18 protein-coding genes are annotated in these 17,865 nt (G+C 74.0%); 8 read left to right on the top strand and 10 right to left on the bottom strand.

All coding sequences use genetic code 11. From position 1 onward, the window contains the following. Window positions 1–201: hypothetical protein (locus ACIBST_RS22660; protein ID WP_397174248.1), on the top strand; the 201-nt coding region annotated here is incomplete at its 5' end. 104 nt (window positions 202–305) lie between these two features. Beyond that, window positions 306–635, top strand: a complete 330-nt coding sequence (locus ACIBST_RS22655; protein WP_397174246.1) for an SRPBCC family protein — start codon at window positions 306–308, stop codon at window positions 633–635. Here the strand turns inward: ACIBST_RS22655 and ACIBST_RS22650 are convergent. Beyond that, complete coding sequence (locus ACIBST_RS22650) at window positions 632–1,303, bottom strand: response regulator (RefSeq protein WP_397174245.1); 672 nt, start codon at window positions 1,301–1,303, stop codon at window positions 632–634. The genes ACIBST_RS22655 and ACIBST_RS22650 overlap by 4 nt on opposite strands. Next, window positions 1,296–2,408, bottom strand: coding sequence for a sensor histidine kinase (locus tag ACIBST_RS22645; RefSeq protein ID WP_397174243.1), 1,113 nt, complete (start codon window positions 2,406–2,408; stop codon window positions 1,296–1,298). Before ACIBST_RS22645 ends, ACIBST_RS22650 begins: the two co-directional genes overlap by 8 nt. Window positions 2,409–2,786: 378 nt before the next feature. Between ACIBST_RS22645 and ACIBST_RS22640 the strand changes: the two genes are divergently transcribed. Beyond that, window positions 2,787–3,899 (top strand): hypothetical protein, encoded by a 1,113-nt coding sequence (locus ACIBST_RS22640; protein ID WP_397174241.1) that lies wholly within the window; start codon window positions 2,787–2,789, stop codon window positions 3,897–3,899. Window positions 3,900–3,949: 50 nt separating this feature from the next. On the opposite strand, the gene ACIBST_RS22635 is transcribed toward ACIBST_RS22640, so the two are convergent. Then, window positions 3,950–4,648 (bottom strand): gamma-glutamyl-gamma-aminobutyrate hydrolase family protein, encoded by a 699-nt coding sequence (locus tag ACIBST_RS22635; protein ID WP_397174239.1) that lies wholly within the window; start codon window positions 4,646–4,648, stop codon window positions 3,950–3,952. 71 nt (window positions 4,649–4,719) lie between these two features. Here ACIBST_RS22635 and ACIBST_RS22630 point away from each other — a divergent pair, with 71 nt between their 5' ends. Next, window positions 4,720–5,583, top strand: a complete 864-nt coding sequence (locus ACIBST_RS22630; protein WP_397174237.1) for a LysR family transcriptional regulator — start codon at window positions 4,720–4,722, stop codon at window positions 5,581–5,583. 39 nt (window positions 5,584–5,622) lie between these two features. Here the strand turns inward: ACIBST_RS22630 and ACIBST_RS22625 are convergent, their stop codons facing one another. From ACIBST_RS22625 to ACIBST_RS22615, 3 genes are all read right to left on the bottom strand, one after another. Continuing rightward, the gene (locus ACIBST_RS22625; protein WP_397174235.1) at window positions 5,623–6,954 is read right to left on the bottom strand and encodes a serine hydrolase domain-containing protein; all 1,332 of its coding nucleotides are present in this window, start codon (window positions 6,952–6,954) and stop codon (window positions 5,623–5,625) included. 87 nt (window positions 6,955–7,041) lie between these two features. Continuing rightward, window positions 7,042–7,707 carry a response regulator gene (locus ACIBST_RS22620; RefSeq protein ID WP_397174233.1) on the bottom strand — a complete coding sequence of 222 codons (666 nt, stop codon included), beginning with the start codon at window positions 7,705–7,707 and terminating at the stop codon, window positions 7,042–7,044. Further along, entirely contained in the window at window positions 7,704–9,005 is a 1,302-nt protein-coding gene (locus ACIBST_RS22615) for a sensor histidine kinase (protein ID WP_397174231.1), read from the bottom strand. Before ACIBST_RS22615 ends, ACIBST_RS22620 begins: the two co-directional genes overlap by 4 nt. A 135-nt stretch (window positions 9,006–9,140) precedes the next feature. On the opposite strand from ACIBST_RS22615, the gene ACIBST_RS22610 reads away from it, so the two are divergent. The 3 genes from ACIBST_RS22610 to ACIBST_RS22600 are packed head-to-tail and all read left to right on the top strand — an operon-like array spanning window position 9,141 to window position 12,129. Further along, window positions 9,141–10,100, top strand: coding sequence for an ABC transporter ATP-binding protein (locus ACIBST_RS22610; protein ID WP_397174229.1), 960 nt, complete (start codon window positions 9,141–9,143; stop codon window positions 10,098–10,100). Then, window positions 10,097–10,894, top strand: a complete 798-nt coding sequence (locus ACIBST_RS22605) for a hypothetical protein (RefSeq protein WP_397174228.1) — start codon at window positions 10,097–10,099, stop codon at window positions 10,892–10,894. The genes ACIBST_RS22610 and ACIBST_RS22605 overlap by 4 nt, the downstream gene beginning before the upstream one ends. Window positions 10,895–10,914: 20 nt before the next feature. Continuing rightward, window positions 10,915–12,129: an alpha/beta hydrolase family protein gene (locus tag ACIBST_RS22600; protein ID WP_397174226.1), complete on the top strand. Its 1,215-nt coding sequence runs from the start codon at window positions 10,915–10,917 to the stop codon at window positions 12,127–12,129. A gap of 79 nt (window positions 12,130–12,208) precedes the next feature. Here ACIBST_RS22600 and ACIBST_RS22595 read toward each other — a convergent pair whose 3' ends face one another. Beyond that, on the bottom strand, window positions 12,209–12,664 hold the full coding sequence (locus ACIBST_RS22595) for a hypothetical protein (RefSeq protein ID WP_397174224.1): 456 nt from the start codon (window positions 12,662–12,664) through the stop codon (window positions 12,209–12,211). Window positions 12,665–13,271: 607 nt separating this feature from the next. On the opposite strand from ACIBST_RS22595, the gene ACIBST_RS22590 reads away from it, so the two are divergent. Beyond that, window positions 13,272–13,631, top strand: a complete 360-nt coding sequence (locus ACIBST_RS22590) for a hypothetical protein (RefSeq protein WP_397174222.1) — start codon at window positions 13,272–13,274, stop codon at window positions 13,629–13,631. Here ACIBST_RS22590 and ACIBST_RS22585 read toward each other — a convergent pair. From ACIBST_RS22585 to ACIBST_RS22575, 3 genes are all read right to left on the bottom strand, one after another. Beyond that, entirely contained in the window at window positions 13,618–13,926 is a 309-nt protein-coding gene (locus ACIBST_RS22585; RefSeq protein WP_352329610.1) for a MiAMP1 family antimicrobial peptide, read from the bottom strand. The two genes, ACIBST_RS22590 and ACIBST_RS22585, sit on opposite strands and share 14 nt — an antisense overlap. Window positions 13,927–14,158: 232 nt before the next feature. Continuing rightward, window positions 14,159–15,352 (bottom strand): Ig-like domain-containing protein, encoded by a 1,194-nt coding sequence (locus ACIBST_RS22580; protein ID WP_397174220.1) that lies wholly within the window; start codon window positions 15,350–15,352, stop codon window positions 14,159–14,161. A 172-nt stretch (window positions 15,353–15,524) separates the two neighbouring features. Then, complete coding sequence (locus tag ACIBST_RS22575; RefSeq protein WP_397174219.1) at window positions 15,525–17,756, bottom strand: ATP-dependent RecD-like DNA helicase; 2,232 nt, start codon at window positions 17,754–17,756, stop codon at window positions 15,525–15,527. Between the last annotated feature and the right edge of the window lie 109 nt (window positions 17,757–17,865).

Here is a 17,865-nt window from a genome sequence, read left to right as displayed (position 1 = left end):
GTGATCAGCGGGGACTTCGACGGAGAGCCGGAGGCGGTGACGGCGATCGCTCGTGCTGTGGACGAGCGGCGCAGCCTGGTGTTGATGCGAGCGAGCTATGATCGCGAAGCCGACGTGAACGGCATAGTCATCAACCTCGCCAACGTGGTGTCGGCGCGTGTGTCGAAGACAGACAGTGCTGAGGCGGGCCAGTACCTGTAGCAGCGGGCCTCCCGGTCAAACCGCGTACGCCGAAATCGAACGGGCAACGTCACAGGTCATAGGCGTCACTGCCCCTTTCTCTCGTACTTGGTCTGCCCCCCTTCATGACGTCGGCGCGGCAGGTGGGCGAGCGCCACGTGGAGGCCTACACCGGGGTGCGGCCGGTGGGGTTCCTGGACACGATGACGATCGTGGCCTTCGAGCCGCCGTCGTACGTGCTGATGGAGCACACCGGGCGGCTGGTGCGCGGGCGGGGCGCGATCCGGGTGCGGCCGTGGCGGGGCGGCAGCCGGGTGATCTGGGCCGAGGAGCTGCTGCTGCCGCTGGGCGCGGCGGGCCGGGCGTTGTGGCCGGCGGGACGCCCGGTCGTGACGGCCCTGGCCCGCCATTCGCTGCGCAGGCTGGCGCGGCTGCTGGAGGCGCCGGCCCGCTAGGTGGCGTCGTGGACGACCAGGGCCAGCTGCACCCGGTTGTCCAGGCCCGCCTTGGTCAGGATGCGCGAGATGTAGCCCTTGACGGTGCCCACGCTCATGTGCAGCTCGCCGGCGATGACCGCGTTGGGCTTGCCCTGCCCGACGGCGAGCGCCACCTCGCGCTCACGTTCGCTGAGGGCCGACAGCACGCGGCGGGCCTCGGCGCGCCGCTGATCGTCCTCCTCGGGCATCAAGTGGGCGATCAGGCGGCGGGTGACGCTGGGCGACAGGCTGGGCTCGCCGGCCGCCACCCGCCTGATGGCCTCGACGATGCCCTCGGGCGGGGTGTCCTTGAGCAGGAACCCGCCGGCTCCGGCGCGCAGCGCCCGCAGCACGTGCTCGTCGGCGTCGAAGGTGGTCAGGATGATGACCTGCGGGGCGCCGGGGCGGGCGCGCAGCCGCCGGGTGGCCTCGATGCCGTCGAGGCCGGCCATGCGGATGTCCATCAGCACCACGTCGGGGGAGTGCTCGCCGACCGCGGCCTGGACCTGCCCGCCGTCGGCCACGGCTCCGACCACGCGCAGGTCGGGGGCGCCCTTGAGCATCAGGGTCAGCCCGGTGCGGACGAGCGCGTCGTCGTCGACGATCAGCACCCGGATCGGGCCGGGCTCACTCCGCGACTCATCCACGGGGCCATGGTAGCCGTGCGGCCAGCCGGAAACCGCCGTCGCCGGCCGGTCCGCGGTCCAGCCGGCCGCCGGCCAGGGTGACGCGTTCCTCCAGGCCGGCCAGCCCCGCTCCGGCGCCGGTGGCGGCCAGTTCCGCCCGCGGCCCGGCGGGCGGCGGGTTGCGCACCTCGACGGTCAGCTCCCGGCCGGCCATGCCGCGCACCTCGACGGTGACGGTCCTGCCGGGAGCGTGCTTGCGGGCGTTGGTCAGGCCCTCCTGGACGACGCGGTAGGCGGTGCGCCGGGTCGGCTCGGGCAGGTCGGCGAAGCGTATGCCGTGTTCGCGCAGGTCGATGCGCATCCCGGCCTGCCGCGACTCCGTCACCAGCGGCTCCAGCCCGCCCGGCGGCCCCTCCGCGGCCGGCGGGGCCGAGGCGGGCTGGTCGCCGGGGTGGCGGCGCAGCACGCCGATGACGCCGCGCAGCTCCTGCAGCGCCTGGTGGGCGCTGGCCCGGATGACCTCGGCCGTCTCGGCGACCTCGGCGGGCGTGGCGGCGGCGTTGAAGCGCAGCGCGCCGGCGTGCACGGCCAGCAGCGACAGCCGGTGGGCCAGGACGTCGTGCATCTCGCGGGCGATGTCCAGGCGTTCGGCCCGGCGCGCCTCCTCGGCGCGTTGCCGCTGGTCGGCCTCGGCGCGGCGGGCGCGTTCTGCCAGCGAGGCCAGCAGTTGCCGGCGGGTCCTGGCCAGGATGCCCCAGCCGGTGACGGCCCCGCCGAACAGCACCGCGACCAGCGCCCACACCGGGTACGGCGCCAGCCCCGGCGGCCGCAGGGCGAACCTGGCCAGCGACGCGGCCACCCACGCCACCCCGACGGCCACGGCCACGGGCGGACGCCGGTAGAGCGCGACGACCAGCGTCGCGATCCCGGCGGCGACCGACGCGGCGGCGGCCGGGATCGCCAGCACGACGGCGGCCAGCCCGGCGGCCACCGGACGGCGGCGGCACCACCACAGCGCCGCGCACGCCGCCGCGCCTCCCGTGACGTCGGCCCACAGGTACCAGCCGGGGGTGCCGGGGGCGAGATCTCCCCAGGCCACGGAGACGGTGCCGGCCAGGGCGAACACGACCCCTCCGGCGACCGCGGCCCGCTCCCGCCGCGACCGCCCGCCGTCTTGCCTGCCGTTTTGGCCGCTGTCTTGCCTGCGGTCTTGCGCGCTGTCTTGGTCGTCGCCGGAGCTGCCGGCCCACCGCGCCCACCGCGCCCGCCATGTCTGCCATGTCTGCCTGGTGCGCCTGGTCTGGTCGGCCTGTTTCTCGTCGCCCGTCTGCGGGCTGTTCGCCCCGAACACCATGGCCGATCGTAGCCCGCGTGCGTCGTGCCGGGCGGCAACCGTGGTCACCGGCCGTGGCAACCAAAGTCGTCACCGGTGCACGACCGCGGTGGCCACGTACCGGCCGCAAGGCAGCAGCGCCGCCCCCGCGCAAGACGGGAACGTGGGGGCATGGTCTCCCTTCAGGCACGCGGCCGGTGGGCCGCGCTCGTACTGGCCGGGCTCACGCCGGTCGTCGCCGAGCTCACGCTGGGCAATCCGCCGTTGCGCCAGGCGTGGCTGCTGCTGGTGTGGACGCCGATCTACGGCGCGGGCACCGTCCTGATCCGCGAGCTGGTACGCCGTGCCGGTCGCGGGTGGGGGTCGGTGCTGCTGCTGGGGGCGGCGTACGGGATCGTGGAGGAGGGGCTGGCGCTGCAGGCGCTGACCAGCCCCACCCTGTACGGCGCGGCGGGGTGGGCGCCGCGCGTCCTGGGCCTCAACAGCGCCTACACCGAGCTGAACATCCCCTACCACGCGGTGTTCAGCGTGGCGCTGCCGATCCTGCTGGCCGACCTGCTGTTCCCGGCGCTGCGCCACCGCCCCTACCTGGGACGGGCCGGGCTGGTGACGGCGGGCGTGGTGTTCGTGCTGGGGGCGCTGCTGCTGCGCTGGACGGCGGCCTTCATGGACCCCGGCTACCTGGCGCCGTGGCCGGCCCAGGCGGGGTTGCTGCTGGCGGTGGCGGCGCTGGCCGTCACGGCGTTGCGGCTCGTCCCGCCGTCGTCGGGCGCGCCGTCGTCCGGTGCGCCGTCGTCGGGTCCGCTGCCGTCGAGCGGGCTGCCGTCGGGTCCGCTGCCGTCGGGCACTCGGGCCGGGGAGTCGGCAGGGGTGCCTGTTCCGGCGCTGGTGGCGGTGGGGGGCGGGGTCGTCGCGTTCGGGTATCTGGCGCTGCTGTTCCCCTTCGGCGGGGCTCGGCATCCGGCCTTCACCCAGGGCGGCTGGGTGGCGGCGCCGATGGCGGCCGCGGCGCTGCTGGCCGTGGCGTCCGCGCTGCTCGTACGGCGGTGGGCGGCGCGCGGCGGCTGGAGCGACCGGCACAGCCTGGCGCTGGCGGGCGGCGCGCTGGTCGGGCACACCGCCTTCGGTGTGCTCGCCAACGGCGAGACGCCCGCCGACCGGGTCTCGCTCACCGCGCTCGGCCTGGTGATGGCCGCTCTCCTGGGGCTGCTGGCCCGCCGTACGCGCCGCCTTTCACCACCGGCAGGAACGCGCCGGCTCTCACCACCGGCCGGTACCCGCTGACCTCCAGCGCCCGCCCGCCGTACGCGCCGACCCGCCGTACGCGCCGGCCTTCAGCGGGCCGCGGCGGCGGGCCGGGCGTGGCGCTGCACGGCGGCGGCGAACGCGGCGATCAGCGGGTGCGGACGCCGTCCGTCCCCGGCCAGCTCCGGCTGGAACAGCGTGCCGACGAAGAACGGGTGGCCGGGCAGCTCGGCCACCCGCACCATGCCGTCCTCGGCGTGGCCGGAGAAGACGAGCCCGTGCTCGGCCAGCGTCTCGCGGTAGGCGTCGTTGAGGCCGTAGGAGCAGCTGTAGGCCTCGACGACGGACGTGGTCCCCATGATCTGCTCGATCCGCGAGCCGGGGGTCAGGCGTACCAGCCCCTCGTGCCCGGCCAGCGAGCACGACAGCGGCTCCAGCAGGAACGCCCCGGCGCCGGGGGTGTTCTCCGCGTGGGCGACGTCCAGCCCGCACACGTTACGGCCGTACTCCAGCAGCATGTGCTGGAAGCCGCCGCAGGTGCCCAGGAACGGGATGCGCCGCTCGCGGGCGGTGCGGACGGCCTGGACCGCGCCGGCCTCGCTGGCGTACGGGCTGCCGGGCATGATCCAGATGCCGTCGAAGCCGTCGAGGTCGCCGGTCTCGGTGATGGGGATCCAGTAGGGGTCCAGGGCGATGCCGTCGCGTTCGCGCAGCGCCTCGATCAGGCGGGGGACGCGGGCGTGGGACCGGACGCCGGGTGAACGGTCTGCGACCAGGGCGATTCTCATGCCTCCCATCGTGACCTTCCCCCGCCCTTAAGCGCCAACGATGATGTCTGCACCTGCTATAAGCATTGCTGATGGACCCGAATCTGTTGCGCACGTTCGTGACGGTGGCCCGCCTGCGTTCCTTCTCGGCCGCCGCCCACGAGCTCGGCTACACCCAGTCGGCGATCTCCCAGCAGGTCGCGGCGTTGGAGGCCGATCTGGGGCTGCCGCTGCTCGGCCGCCGTCCGGTGGCGCCGACCCCGGCCGGTGAGCGGCTGCTGGAGCACGCGGGGCCGCTGCTGCTGCGCCTGCGGGCGGCGCGCGCCGACGTGCTGCGCGCGGCGGCCCAGCCGGCCCACCGGCTGCGGCTGGCCGCGACCCCGCTGGCGGTCAACGCCGTGCTGGCCGGACGGCTGGCCGAGGCGCGCGCCGCCCAGCCGCGGCTGCGGGTGGAGGTGCGCACCTGTGACCGGGACCGGCTGGCCGAGCTGCTGGCCGAGGGCGAGGCCGACCTGGGGCTGGCCGACGGCATCGCCGCGCCCAGCGACCCGCTGCGCCTGCCGGAGTCGGGCCCGATGACCACGGTGGGCGTCAGCGAGGAGGACCTGGTGGTGGCGTTGCCGCCGGGGCATCCGCTGGCGGGACGCCGGGCGTTGCGGCTGGCCGACCTCATCGACGCCCGCTGGCTGCAGACGCCGCTGTGCCCGTTGCAGCGCCTGCGTGACCTGGCCGGTGACGGGTTCGCCGCCGCGCTGGTCTACCAGGGCGACGACGTGCACACCGTGCTCAATCTGGTGGCCGCCGGGCACGGGCTGACGCTGCTGCCGGCCTCGGCCGGGCGGGGGGTGCCGCTGGCGGCGCCGCGCCTGGTGCACCGCGTGGAGCTGGTGCACGGCACGCTGCCGCCCGGCCCGGCCGCCACGTTGGCCAGGGCCCTGACCGGCCCGCCGGGCTGACGCCGCGGGCCGGTCTTCAAAGGGCTGCGGGTGGCGGGGTCAGGCGTGCCAGCCGGTCACCCCGCCCGGCACCGGCGCGGCCGGGCCGTAGGGCTCGCGGGTGAAGATGAACGTGTTGAGGTCGAGGTGGTCGGCGGCCACGCGCAGCGTCTCGCCGGCATAGTAGCCGTCCAGCCCGAGCCAGGTGCCGTCGTCCTGGGCCACGAACCGGGAGGCGCGCCCGCTGCCGTCGACGGGCGCCAGCGACAGCCCGCGGTCGGGCAGCAGCCGCAGCGCGTACGGCTTGGGCCCCCAGTGCCACAGCCCGGTCAGCGCCAGCAGGTCGGGGTCGGCGGGGGCGGGCTGCCATTCCTCGGGCAGGCGCGGCTCGTGCTGGTCGAGGATGTCGAGCAGGTCGGTGGGCAGGGTGCCGGTCATGCCGCTGGTGGTGTTGGCCATGAACAGCACGCCGACGCGTTCGGCCGGGTCGGCCCACACGGTGGCCAGGAAGCCGGGCATGGACCCGGTGTGCCCGGCCAGGCGGCGTCCGCCGACGCGGGCCAGTTGCAGGCCGAGCCCGTAGCCGGCGGTCCAGGAGTCGCCGTCGGCGACGCCGGCCGGTTCGCGCATCTCGGCCAGGGTGTCGGCCGACAGCACGCCGCCGGTGTCGCCGCCGACGAAGGCGGCCCAGCGGGCCAGGTCGTGCGGGGTGGACCACAGCTGCCCGGCCGGGCCCATGGCCACGGCGTCGTGCTCGGGCTCGGTGAGCACCGTGTCGGCCCACGGGTGGACGGCGTAGCCGGTGGCGTGCGGGGCGCGGGGGCGGGCGGTGGTGGCGTTCATCTCCAGCGGCGCCAGCACCTCCTGGCGCACGGCCTGCTGCCAGCCGGTGCCGCGCAGCCGGGCCACCAGTTCGCCCAGCAGCGCGAACCCGACGTTGGAGTAGTGATAGAGGCGGCCGGGCCGGTGTCTGACCTGGTCGGGGCCCACCCGCTTGAGCAGGTCGGGCAGTTCCAGGCCGGGGGTGCGCTCCCACCAGTCGGTCGGCGGTTCGGCGGTCAGGCCGGAGGTGTGCGACAGCAGCTGGGCGATGGTGGCCTGCCCGGCGGCGGTGCCGGGCAGGTGGCGCTCCAGCGGGTCGGTCAGCGCGATCCTGCCCTCGTCGCGCAGCCGCATGACGGCCACGGCGACGATCGACTTGGTGATCGATCCCAGCCGGTACTGGGTGGCCGGGGTCGGCGGGCCGTCGCCGACGCGGCCGCGGCCGCCGAACCACACCGTCCGCCCGTCGCGGACGATCGCCGCCGTCAGCGACGGCACCCTGCACTCGGCCTGTTCGACGGCCAGCCTGCGCAGCAGCGCGCGGGCCGTCACCTGTCCCACCTGACTCATGGGCGACAAGACTAGCGGCGCCGGGCGGGCGCCAGGTGCGTACCTGCCGCCTCGCCGCACCTGTCACCGGTCGTGTCATGGGTCGTGTCAGAGGTCGTGCTGGTGGGGAGCGACCACGCCGGCGTCGTAGGCGGCGATGACGAGCTGGACCCGGTCGCGGGCGCCGAGTTTGGTGAGCAGGCTGGCGATGTGGGCCTTGGCGGTGCCGGGGCTGATGTGCAGCCGGGCGGCGATCTCGGCGTTGGACAGGCCGCGTCCGGCCAGGGTCAGCACCTCGCGTTCCCGCGCGGTGACGCCCGGCAGCTCGCGCGGCACCGTGCGGGCGTCGGGGCGGGCGGCGAACTCGGCGATGAGGCGGCGGGTGACGCTGGGCGCGATCAGCGCGTCCCCGGCCGCGACCACGTGGACGGCGGACAGGATGTCCTCCAGCGCCATGTCCTTGACCAGGAACCCGCTGGCTCCGGCCCGCAGGGCGGCGTGGACGTTGGCGTCGTCGTCGAACGTGGTGAGCATGATCACGCGGGTGGCGGGGGATTCGGCGGTGATGGCCTGGGTGGCCTCGATGCCGTCCATGCCGGGCATGCGGATGTCCATCACGACGACGTCGGGGCGCAGCCGGCGGGTGAGCTGGACGGCTTGGGCCCCCGTCCCGGCCTCCCCGGCGACGACGACGTCGGCGGTGCCGTCGATGACCATGCGCAGGCCGGCGCGGATCAGCGGCTGGTCGTCGGCGAGCAGGACGCGGACGGTCACCGTGCCTCCACCTGCGCGCTCGGGCCGCCTGCGCGCACGGGGGTGGAGGGTGGCAGGGGGAGGGCGGCGGTGACGCGGAAGCCGCCCTGCGGGCGCGGCCCGGCGCTGAGGCGGCCGTCGAGCAGGGCGGCCCGCTCGCGCATGCCGGCGATCCCGTACCCGCTGCCGGGCGAAACCGCGGCGATGGTGGCGGTGGTGGCGCGCCCGTCGTCGGTGATGTCGATACGCAGCTCGCCGGGCGCGTAGTCGAGGACGACCCGGCAGTGGCGGGCGCCGGCGTGGCGGACGACGTTGGTCAGCGACTCCTGCACGATGCGGAAGGCGCACCGGTCGACGGCCTGGGGCAGCTCGCGTGGCGTGCCTTGGCGGCGTACGTCCACGTGGAGGCCGGCGGCCGTGGTCGTCGCGGCGAGCCGATCGAGGTCCGCCACCCCTGCCGCCCCCGCCAGTGCCACCTGCACCCCCACCGGCGACCCCGGCCCCAGCCCTGTTCCTGCGCCCGACCCCAGCTCCGGTTCCCCGGCGGCCGGGGGCTCGCGGAGCGCGCCCACCATGTGCCGCAGTCCTTGCAGGGTCTGCCGGCCGGCGGCCTCGATCGCGCCGAGCGCCTGGCGGGCCTGTTCCGGCCGGGTGTCGATCACCCGGGCGCCCGCGCCGGCCTGGATGGCGATGACGCCGATGCTGTGGGCGACCATGTCGTGCAGCTCGCGCGCGATGCGCAGCCGGTCGGCCGTGACCGCCTGGAGCTCGGCCTGCGCACGCAGCGCCTGGCCGTACTCGCGTCGTTGCCGGAGCGTCGTGCCCGCCGTCCAGGCGACCACGACGCCCAGGCCGAGCAGGAGCGACAGCGCCAGGAAGCCCGGAGCGGCGACGCGCAGCCCCTGGGCCAGCAGGGTCCCGTGCCAGGCCGCCTGCTGAACGATCAGCGTGGCGGCCGCCGCGATCAGGCCGCTGCGGCGGCTGCGGGTGGCCGTGACGAGGCAGACCAGCAGGTCGGCCGCCGGCAGCAGCGGCCAGATCCGCTCGGCGGGCTGCGCCGAGGCCACCACCACGGCCAGTTCGGCCAGCAGCACCGCCAGCACCGCGTACGGCCGCCGCCGGGCCCACACCATCGGGACGGCCGTCGCGGCGGCGAACCCGAGGTGCGCCGCGTCCACCGGCAGCGGGCTCTCGCCGTCGGTCAGCGTCACGACGTACAGCAGCGGCAGGCAGGCCGCCACGGCGCACCACGACAGCGCCGTGCGCACGCCGTGCGGCAGCCGCTGCGTCAAGGGTGGCCTGGGGGTTGGTTCGCGCACCCGGTCGATCGTAGTCACCGGTCGCCGCCGCGGGCATCGGCCTGCGGGCCTATGCCCGCGGGCCACCCCGGCAGGTACGGGAACCGGCCTGTGGCCAGATGTGCCGCCCGCCCGGCCCGCGACACCGTTGGCCGGGTGATCGAAGTCCACCAACTGACCAAGCGCTACGGCAGGGTGACGGCCGTCAACGCGCTGACCTTCACCGTACGGCCGGGCTGCGTCACCGGGTTCCTCGGCCCGAACGGCGCAGGCAAGAGCACCACGATGCGGATGATCCTCGGGCTGAACAGGCCCACCAGCGGCACCGCCGCCATCGGCGGCCGCCCGTTCGCCCGTCACCGCGCCGGCCTTCGCCACGCCGGCGCGCTGCTGGACGCCGGCGACGTGCACGGCGGCCGCACCGCGGCGGCGCACCTGTCGGCGCTGGCCCGCGGCAACGGCCTGCCGCGCCGCCGGGTGGGCGAGGTGCTGCGGGAGGTGGGGCTGGAGGGCGTGGCCCGCCGCCGGGTGGGCGGTTTCTCCCTGGGCATGCGCCAGCGGCTCGGCATCGCCACCGCCTTGCTGGGCGACCCGCCGGTGCTGCTGTTCGACGAGCCGGTCAACGGCCTGGACCCCGAGGGCGTGCGCTGGGTGCGCGGCCTGTTCCGCCGCCTGGCTCGGGAAGGGCGCACCGTGCTGGTCTCCAGCCACCTGATGAGCGAGATGGAGCACACCGCCGACCGGCTCGTCGTCATCGGCCGGGGCGAGCTGATCGCCGACGAGAGCGTGGCCGAGTTCGCCGCCCGCGGCACGGGCGCGTCGGTGACCGTGCGCTGCGGCGACCCCGCCGAACTGTCCGCCGTGCTGGCTCGGGCAGGCGCCCGCGTGCGTCCGGACGACGACGGCGCCCTGACCGTCACCGGCCTGAGCGCCGCCCGCATCGGCGAGCTCGCCTTCGAGCGGCGCATCGTGCTGCGGGAACTGGCCCCGCGCCGCGCTTCGCTGGAGCAGGCGTTCATGGAGCTGACCGCCGACCGCGCCGACTACCGCGCAGGCCACCGCACAGGCCACCGTGCCGGCCGCGACGCCGCCGCTCTGGCAGGTGAGCGGCGATGACGGCCGCCCGCTTCCGTGACCTGCTGGCCGCCGAGTGGATCAAACTGTGGTCGTTGCGCTCCACCCGCTGGCTGCTCGGCCTCGGCACGCTGGCCGTCGTCGCCTTCGCCGCCCAGAGCAGCCTGAACACCTTTCGCGAGTGGCCGAGCTTCCCGCCGATGCAGAAGGCCACCTTCAGCCCCTTGAACGAGGCGTTCAGCGGGCTGTCGGCCACCATGCTCATGATCGGGGCGGGCGGCCTGGGCGCGCTGACGATCGTCGGCGAGTACGCCACCGGCCTCATCCGCACCACCCTGACCGCCGTCCCGGCCCGTCACCGCGTCGTGGCCGCCAAGCTCGCCGTCGTCGGCGGCGTGCTGCTCGCCACCGGCGTGCTCGTCTCGGCCGCCACCTTCGGCGTCAGCCAGGCGATCCTGTCCGGCCGCGGCGTCGCCGTCTGGCCGGGTGATCCCGGCGTGCTGCGCGTGCTGGCCGCCAACGCGCTCCTGGCTCCGGTGTCCGGGCTGGTCGGCGTGGGGGTCGGCGCGCTGCTGCGGCACACCGCGGCCGCCGTCGTGTCCGTCTGCGCGGTGCTGGTCATCGTGCCGACGTTCTTCCGGCCGACCGTCCACCAGTGGCTCAACGACCTGTACGCCCTGGTGCCCTTCTACGTCTGGCGTACCTGCCTGGGGCTGCCCCAGCTGCGTGACGATCCCGCCCTGCCCACGGTGGCCGGCTCGTGGGCCGTGTTCGCGGCCTGGCCGCTGGCCGCTGCTGTCCTGGCCGTGCTCGTCGTGCACCGCCGCGACGTCTGACCGCTTTCGAAAGGAATCCGATGAACTTCGTGATGTTCCGGCACCTGCCGGTCGTCCCGCTGCCGGTCGTCCCGCTGGTGGCCTGCCTGGCCCTGGCCGCAACGGCCTGCGCCACGCCCACCGTCACGCCCACCGCCTCGGCCGGCCCCTCCAACCCCGCCGCCACCGTCTCTCCCGCCGTCCCCCGGCTGGAGCTGCCGCGCCCCACCGGCCCCGATCCGGTCGGCCGCGACGTCCTGTCCCTGGTCGACGCCAGCCGTAAGGACCCGTGGGTGCCGCAGTCGGGCCCGCGCCGGCTGATGGCGTCGATGTACTACCCCGCCCGTTCGGCCACCGGCGCACCGGCCCCCTTCATGACGGTGGAGGAGGCCGTGTCCCTGCTGCGGCGCAAGGCCCCCGGCGCCGACCTGCCCGCCGAGATCGTCAGCGACATGCGCACCCACGCCCGCACCGGCGCGCCCCCCAGGAACGGACGCCATCCGCTGGTGGTGCTCTCACCCGGCCTGGGCCTGCCGCGGGCCAGCCTCACCTCCCTGGCCGAGGACCTGGCCAGCCGCGGCTACGTCGTCGCCTCGCTCGACCACGCCTACGAATCGTCGGGGACCGTCTTCCCCGGCGTCGGCCTGCTCACCTGCGCACCCCTGTGCGACCAGCCCAAACCCCCCGAGGGCGGCAAGGCCGTCATCGCCAGGAACCGCGCGAAGGACGTCTCCTTCGTCCTGGACCGGCTGACCGGCCGCCACCCGGCCTGGAAACGCGCCCACCTGATCGACCCCAAGCACGTCGGCATGGCCGGACACTCACTCGGCGGCGAGGCCGCCTCCACCACCATGGCGGCCGACCAGCGGATCAAGGCCGGGATCGACCTCGACGGCACCATCAGCGCCGCCCTGCCCGCCACCGGCCTGGGCGACCGCCCGTTCCTGCTGATGGGCACCCGGAGTGACCACAGCCCCGGCAAGGACGACACCTGGGACAGCACCTGGCGGGCCCTGCGCGGCTGGAAGCGCTGGCTCACCGTCGCCCAGGCCCAGCACAGCAGCTTCACCGACCTGGCCGTCCCGCAGAGCAGGATCGGCCCGCCGGCTCCGGGCGTCATCGCCGCCGAACGCGGTCTCGCGCTCACCCGCGCCTACGTGGCCGCCTTCTTCGACCAGCACCTCAGGAACTTGCGACGGCCCCTGCTCGACGGGCCCACCCCGGACAACCCCGAGGTCGGCTTCCACAACCTCTGACCCCGCCGCTTCCCGTCCGCTGCTCTTCCGCTGACCGCGCGCCCGGTTCTGTCCGTACGGGCGCGCGCCCGGGGGCCGGTCAGCGGGTGGGGGCGCGGTCGAAGGCGTCGAGGATGAGCCGGCTGGCGTCCAGGTCGCGGGCGGTGTCGCCGAGCCCTCGCACCTCGATGGGGCCGGGCCAGGTGTGGCCGCCGCCGTCCACCGTGTACAGGCGCAGCGTGGCTCCCCGCGGGCAGGACGCCCACAGGCGCAGCCGGACGCGGCGCAGGGGATGGCTGGTGGCGGGGGAGGAGCAGCGCTGGGCGGCGGCCCAGGCGTCCATGGTCTGCTCGACCGGGGGCAGCACGATGAGCGCGGCCAGGTGTCGCAGCCGGCCGTCGCCGGGGTCGGGGTGGCCGCCGTCGTAGGGGACCAGGCGGTCGGCGGTGCCGTGGAAGGCGACGATCGTGGTGGGGGCGGGGTGGGCGCAGGGCTGGGCGATGGGGAGGCCGGCCACGGCGGCCACGCCGCTCAGGCGTCCGTCCAGGGCGCACACGAGTGAGGCGGCCAGGCCGGCGCCGTAGGACAGGCCGGCGGCGAACTCGCGTCCGGGGTGGGCGCACTGGTGGCGTTCGACCTCGTCGAGCAGGGCTGCCAGGTAGGCGGTGTCGTCGGGGCCGGCGGTGTGCGGCAGGGTCCAGGCCAGCCGTCCGGGCGCCGATCGGGGGGTGATGACGATGTAGCCGCGGCGTGGGCCGAGCTGGGGCAGGCGGCTGTAGGCGGCCTGTTCGGCGGCGTCGGAGCCGAGGCCGTGCAGGTTGAGCAGGACGGGGTGGGGGCCGGGCCCGTCGGGGACGGCCAGCAGGTAGCGGCGGGTCAGGCCGGCGATGGTGAGCTGGTGGGCGCCGGAGGCGAGCCGGCGGGCCGAGGCGGCACATCCACTGCTCGCCGCGCCCCGCCCGGCCTCTCCGGGAGTCCGGCCCAGCGCCGGGTCATGCGCCCACGGGGGAGTCGCCCCCTGGGACGATCACGGCGGGGGCGCCGCCGCGGAGGATGGCGAGGACGCCTGGCCACCGGCCGAAGGCGACCGCCCGCCTTCACCTGGCAGGGAGGACACCGCGCAACCGGCCACCACCGCCACCAGCAGGAGCGCCATCAGCACCGTGACCGTGGCCCTCGCGCCGGCGCCCCCAGCGCTGTGGACGGTGGCGCTCGCGGTGCTTCTGGCGCGGGTGGCGATGCTCTCGGTGCTCGCGCCCGCGCCCGGGGTACTGGTCGCCGTGGCGCTCGCGGTGCTGCTGCTGGTCTTGCTCGCGCTGGTGGCTGCGCTGGTGGCTGCGCTGGTGGCCGCGCTGGAACTCGTGGTGGCGCTCGCGCTCTTGCCCATCTCGCCCCCCGCGCGTGCCGATGGTCGTACTGGCAAGTGTGCCTCCCACGGCCGCCCGTACGCGCGCACGCCGAAACCGGCCGCCCCCTGTGCGCGGGGGACGGCCGGTCAGGGGTGGCGGGTCAGCACACGATGAAGATGCTCTTCCAACCGACGGGGGTGCGCTGCTCGGCGTTGCGGTTGGAGGCCAGTTCGAAGTGCATCACGCCGGAGGCGTTGGGCTGGTTGTACATGCGGCCGCTCTGGCCGTCGCCGTACCACTTGTAGGAGCCGTGGTAGGGGATGTTGGACACGCCGCAGGCGTCCAGGACGACCGAGCGGCCGGTGAAGCCGGGGCCTTCGTAGGCGACGTACTGGGAGGCGTACGCGGCGCCGGCCGAGGCGAGGACGAACCCGGCGGTGATCGCGGGGACGAGAAGGATCTTCTTCAACGTGTTCTCCTTCGAGGGTTCCTGACGAATGCCCACGGTGGGTAATCGTATGGCAACCCTTCGTACACGTCGAGGCGTTTTCGCTGATGGCGAGCGCGCGGACCCGTCGAGGACGGTTCACGGCAGCGGCCCGGGACGTCAAAAAGCCGCTCACCGCCGCGCCTGCCGGCGGCGGTGAGCGGCTGGAAGCCTGCCCGCGAAAAGGAGGGGGAGCGGGGGCGCGGGGGAGCGGTCAGGACTCGGCGTGCAGGGCGCTGCCCTTCTTCCACTGCGAGAACGGAAGCTGCCAGTAGCCCCAGCCGTTGTTCCACTCCAGCTCGCGGTTGGTGCCGGTGATCTCCACGACGTCGCCGCGCTGGAAGTTGTCGTAGAACCACTTGGCCTGGTCGGGGCGGGAGTTAATGCAGCCGTGGCTGACGTTGCGCACGCCCTGGGCCCAGACGTTGTCCTTGGCGTGGACGTACTCGCCGGAGTTGGAGATGCGCACGGCGTGGTTGATCATCACGTCGTAGTAGCCGGGGTCGCCCTTCTTGCGGCCGGGGGAGATCATGCGCACCGGGTTGCCGCGTTCCATCGTCAGGTGGACGCCGGAGGTCGTGGTGTACTCGCGGGTGGTGGCCATGCCGGCGCTGATGCGCATGGTCTGCACGCGCTTGTTGTCCTTGTAGACGTACATCATGTGGGTCTTGGTGTTGACCTTGCTGATGACCTTGGCGCCGATCTTGAGGGTGGCGGAGTAGTCCTTCACGCCGTACAGGCCCTGGCCGGCCTTGACGCCGGTGATGCGGGCGTTGAAGGTGACCTTCTGGTGGGCGGGCCAGTACTTGGCGGTGCGGTAGATGACGGTGGTGTCGTTGATCCACCGCCAGGCGCCGGTGACGGGCTTCTCGGCCTCCACCTCCAGGGCGCGCTCGACGGCGGCCTTGCCGGTGACGGGCTGGTTGAAGGTAACGATGATCGGGGCGCCGACGCCGAGGGTCTCGCCCTTGGCGTTGGGGGTGACGTCGGCGACCTGCAGCTCCCGCTCGGGCTTGACCGTGGTGAAGGTGCTGGTGGCGGCGGTGGTGCCGGCCTTGGCCGAGACGTTGTAGTTGGTGGAGGGCTTCAGCGGCGTCCGGGAGACCCATTTGGTCTTGTCGGCGTTGAACCTGCCCTCGACCGTGTGGCCGCCGCCGTCGACGGTGACCTCCTCCAGCGCGCCGCCGGCGGAGGTGACCACGACCTTCTTGTCGGGGCTGACCTTGGCGCTGCCTTCGGCGGGGCTGATGGTGACGGTGGGCGCCTGCGGGGTGGCCACGGTGGTGGCGTCGGGCGCTTCCGGCCCGCGCGAGGCGGCGTTCCCGCTCGAGCAGGATGCCGTCAGGGCCGCCACCGCCAGCAGCGCGAGGCCGGCGGCAGACTTCGTCCATGCGGGCGCAACGTTCAAGACTGTCCTCTCCCCCAGGGCGGCAAACCCACCCCAAAGACTTTAATGCTCCTGCATGTATGACGCAGAAGCATTTAGGAGAGTTCGGTCACATTTGCATCACTAATTGCTGTCAACCCCAGGTCAACCTGCGTCAATGCGACGATCAACGCCCCTCGCCGCCCTCGGGCGCTCAGCGCCGCTCCAGGCGGTGGGTCAGGCTCGTGTGCCGCCGTCCGGCGCCCTTGGTCCGTACGGCCTGGGCCAGCGCCCGCCGCGACCCCACGATCACCACCAGCCTCTTGGCCCGCGTGATCGCGGTGTAGAGCAGATTGCGCTGCAGCATCATCCACGCGCTGGTGGCCAGCGGGATCACCACCGCCGGATACTCGCTGCCCTGGCTGCGGTGGATGGAGACGGCATAGGCGTGGGCCAGCTCGTCCAGCTCGTCGAAGGCGTAGTCGACCTCCTCGTCCTCGTCGGTGCGCACGGTCAGGCTGTGGTCGTCGGGACGGATGCCGGTGACGATCCCCACCGTGCCGTTGAACACCCCCGCCGCGCCCTTGTCGTAGTTGTTGCGCAGCTGGGTGACCTTGTCGCCCACCCGGAACACCCGCCCGCCGTAACGACGCTCGGGCATGCCCTCGCGGGCCGGCGTCAGCGCCTCCTGCAACGCGATGTTGAGCGCCCCGGCCCCGGCCGCGCCGCGGTGCATCGGCGCCAGCACCTGCACCTCGCGCCGGGCGTCCAGCCCGAACCGGGCCGGGATGCGCCGCGCGACGACGTCCACCGTCATCGCCGCGATCTCCTCCGGCTCCTCGCACGGGAACAGAAAGAAGTCCGACATGCCGGCCAGCACCGGATGGTGCCCGGTGTTGACCCGGTGGGCATTGGTCACCACCCCCGACTCCTGCGCCTGACGGAAGATCTGCGTCAGCCGCACCCGCGGCACGTCCACCGCGGCCAGCAGGTCCTTCAGCACCTCCCCGGCCCCCACCGAGGGAAGCTGGTCCACGTCGCCCACCAGCAGCAGATGCGTCCCCGGCGCCACCGCCTTCAGCAGCTTGTTGGCCAGCAGCAGGTCCAGCATCGAGGCCTCGTCCACCACCACCAGATCGGCGTCCAGCGGGTTGTCGCGGTCGAAGGTGGCCTCCCCGCCCGGCCGCAGCTGCAACAACCGGTGGACCGTGGTGGCCTCGTGCCCGGTCAGCTCCGACAACCTCTTGGCCGCCCGCCCGGTCGGCGCGGCCAAGATCACCTTGGCCCGCTTGGCCCTGGCCAGCGTCACGATCGACCGCACGGTGAAACTCTTGCCACACCCCGGCCCGCCCGTCAGCACCGCCACCTTGCACGTCAGCGCCAGCCGTACCGCCTGACGCTGCTCGGGCGCCAGCTCGGCGCCCGTCTGGGCGGCCAGCCACGACTCGGCCCGCTCCCAGTCGACGTCGGCGAAGGACCGCAGCCGGTCATGGCCGCTGTTCAGCAACGACAACAACCCGCCGGCCAGCGACAGCTCGGCCCGGTGGAAGGGCGGCAGATACACCGCCGGCACGCTGTTGTCCCCGGCGGGCACCTGCTCGCGCACCACCCCCTCCTCGGCCGCCAGCTCCTCCATGCACCGCGTGGCCAGCTCGGCCGGCACGTCCAGGATCTTGACCGCGTCGGCCACCAGGTTCGGCGCCGGCAGATAGCAGTGCCCGTCGTCGGCCGCCTGCGACAACGTGTACCGCAACCCCGCCTTGACCCGCTCGGGACTGTCATGGGGGATCCCCACCGCCTGGGCGATGGTGTCGGCCGTCTTGAACCCGATGCCCCACACCTCATCGGCCAGCCGGTACGGCTGCCCGCGCACCACCGAGATCGACGACTCCCCGTACTGCTTGAAGATCCGCACCGCGATCGAGGTGGACACCCCCACCCCCTGCAAGAAGATCATCACCTCCTTGATGATCTTCTGCTCCTCCCACGCCGCCGCGATCATCTTCGTCCGCTTGGGACCCAGCCCCGGAACCTCCACCAGCCGCTGCGGCTCCTGCTCGATCACCTCCAGCGTCCCCGTACCGAAATGATCGACGATCCGCTCGGCCATCTTCGGCCCGATCCCCTTGATCAGCCCCGACCCCAGATAACGCCGGATCCCCTGAACCGTGGCCGGCAACACCGTGGTGTAGGACCACACCTCGAACTGCCTGCCGTACCGCGGATGCGACGTCCACCGCCCCCGCAACCGCAACGACTCCCCGACCTGCGCCCCCAGCAACGGCCCCACCACCGTCAGCAACTCCGCCCCCGACCGCTCGGTGGCCACCCGCGCGATCGTGTACCCCGTCTCCTCACTGGCGAAGGTGATGCGCTCAAGTACGGCGCTCAGGTACGTAGCGTTGTCTTCGGAACCCGCCTCCGGGCTCCCCACCGGCTTCCCCACGCCGACGAGACTAGGGCAGACCCTCCCCACCCGGCACCGCCCCGCCAAGCGGCCACATCTTTCATGATCCCCACCTCACCGATTGTCCAGCCGGCGAAAGCGGCTTCCA

Source organism: Nonomuraea sp. NPDC049684 (assembly GCF_044465345.1).
In the GTDB taxonomy this organism is placed as follows: Bacteria; Actinomycetota; Actinomycetes; order Streptosporangiales; family Streptosporangiaceae; genus Nonomuraea.
The sequence above is the reverse complement of the archived record's forward strand: the minus strand, read 5'-3'. Positions and strand labels throughout refer to the sequence as shown.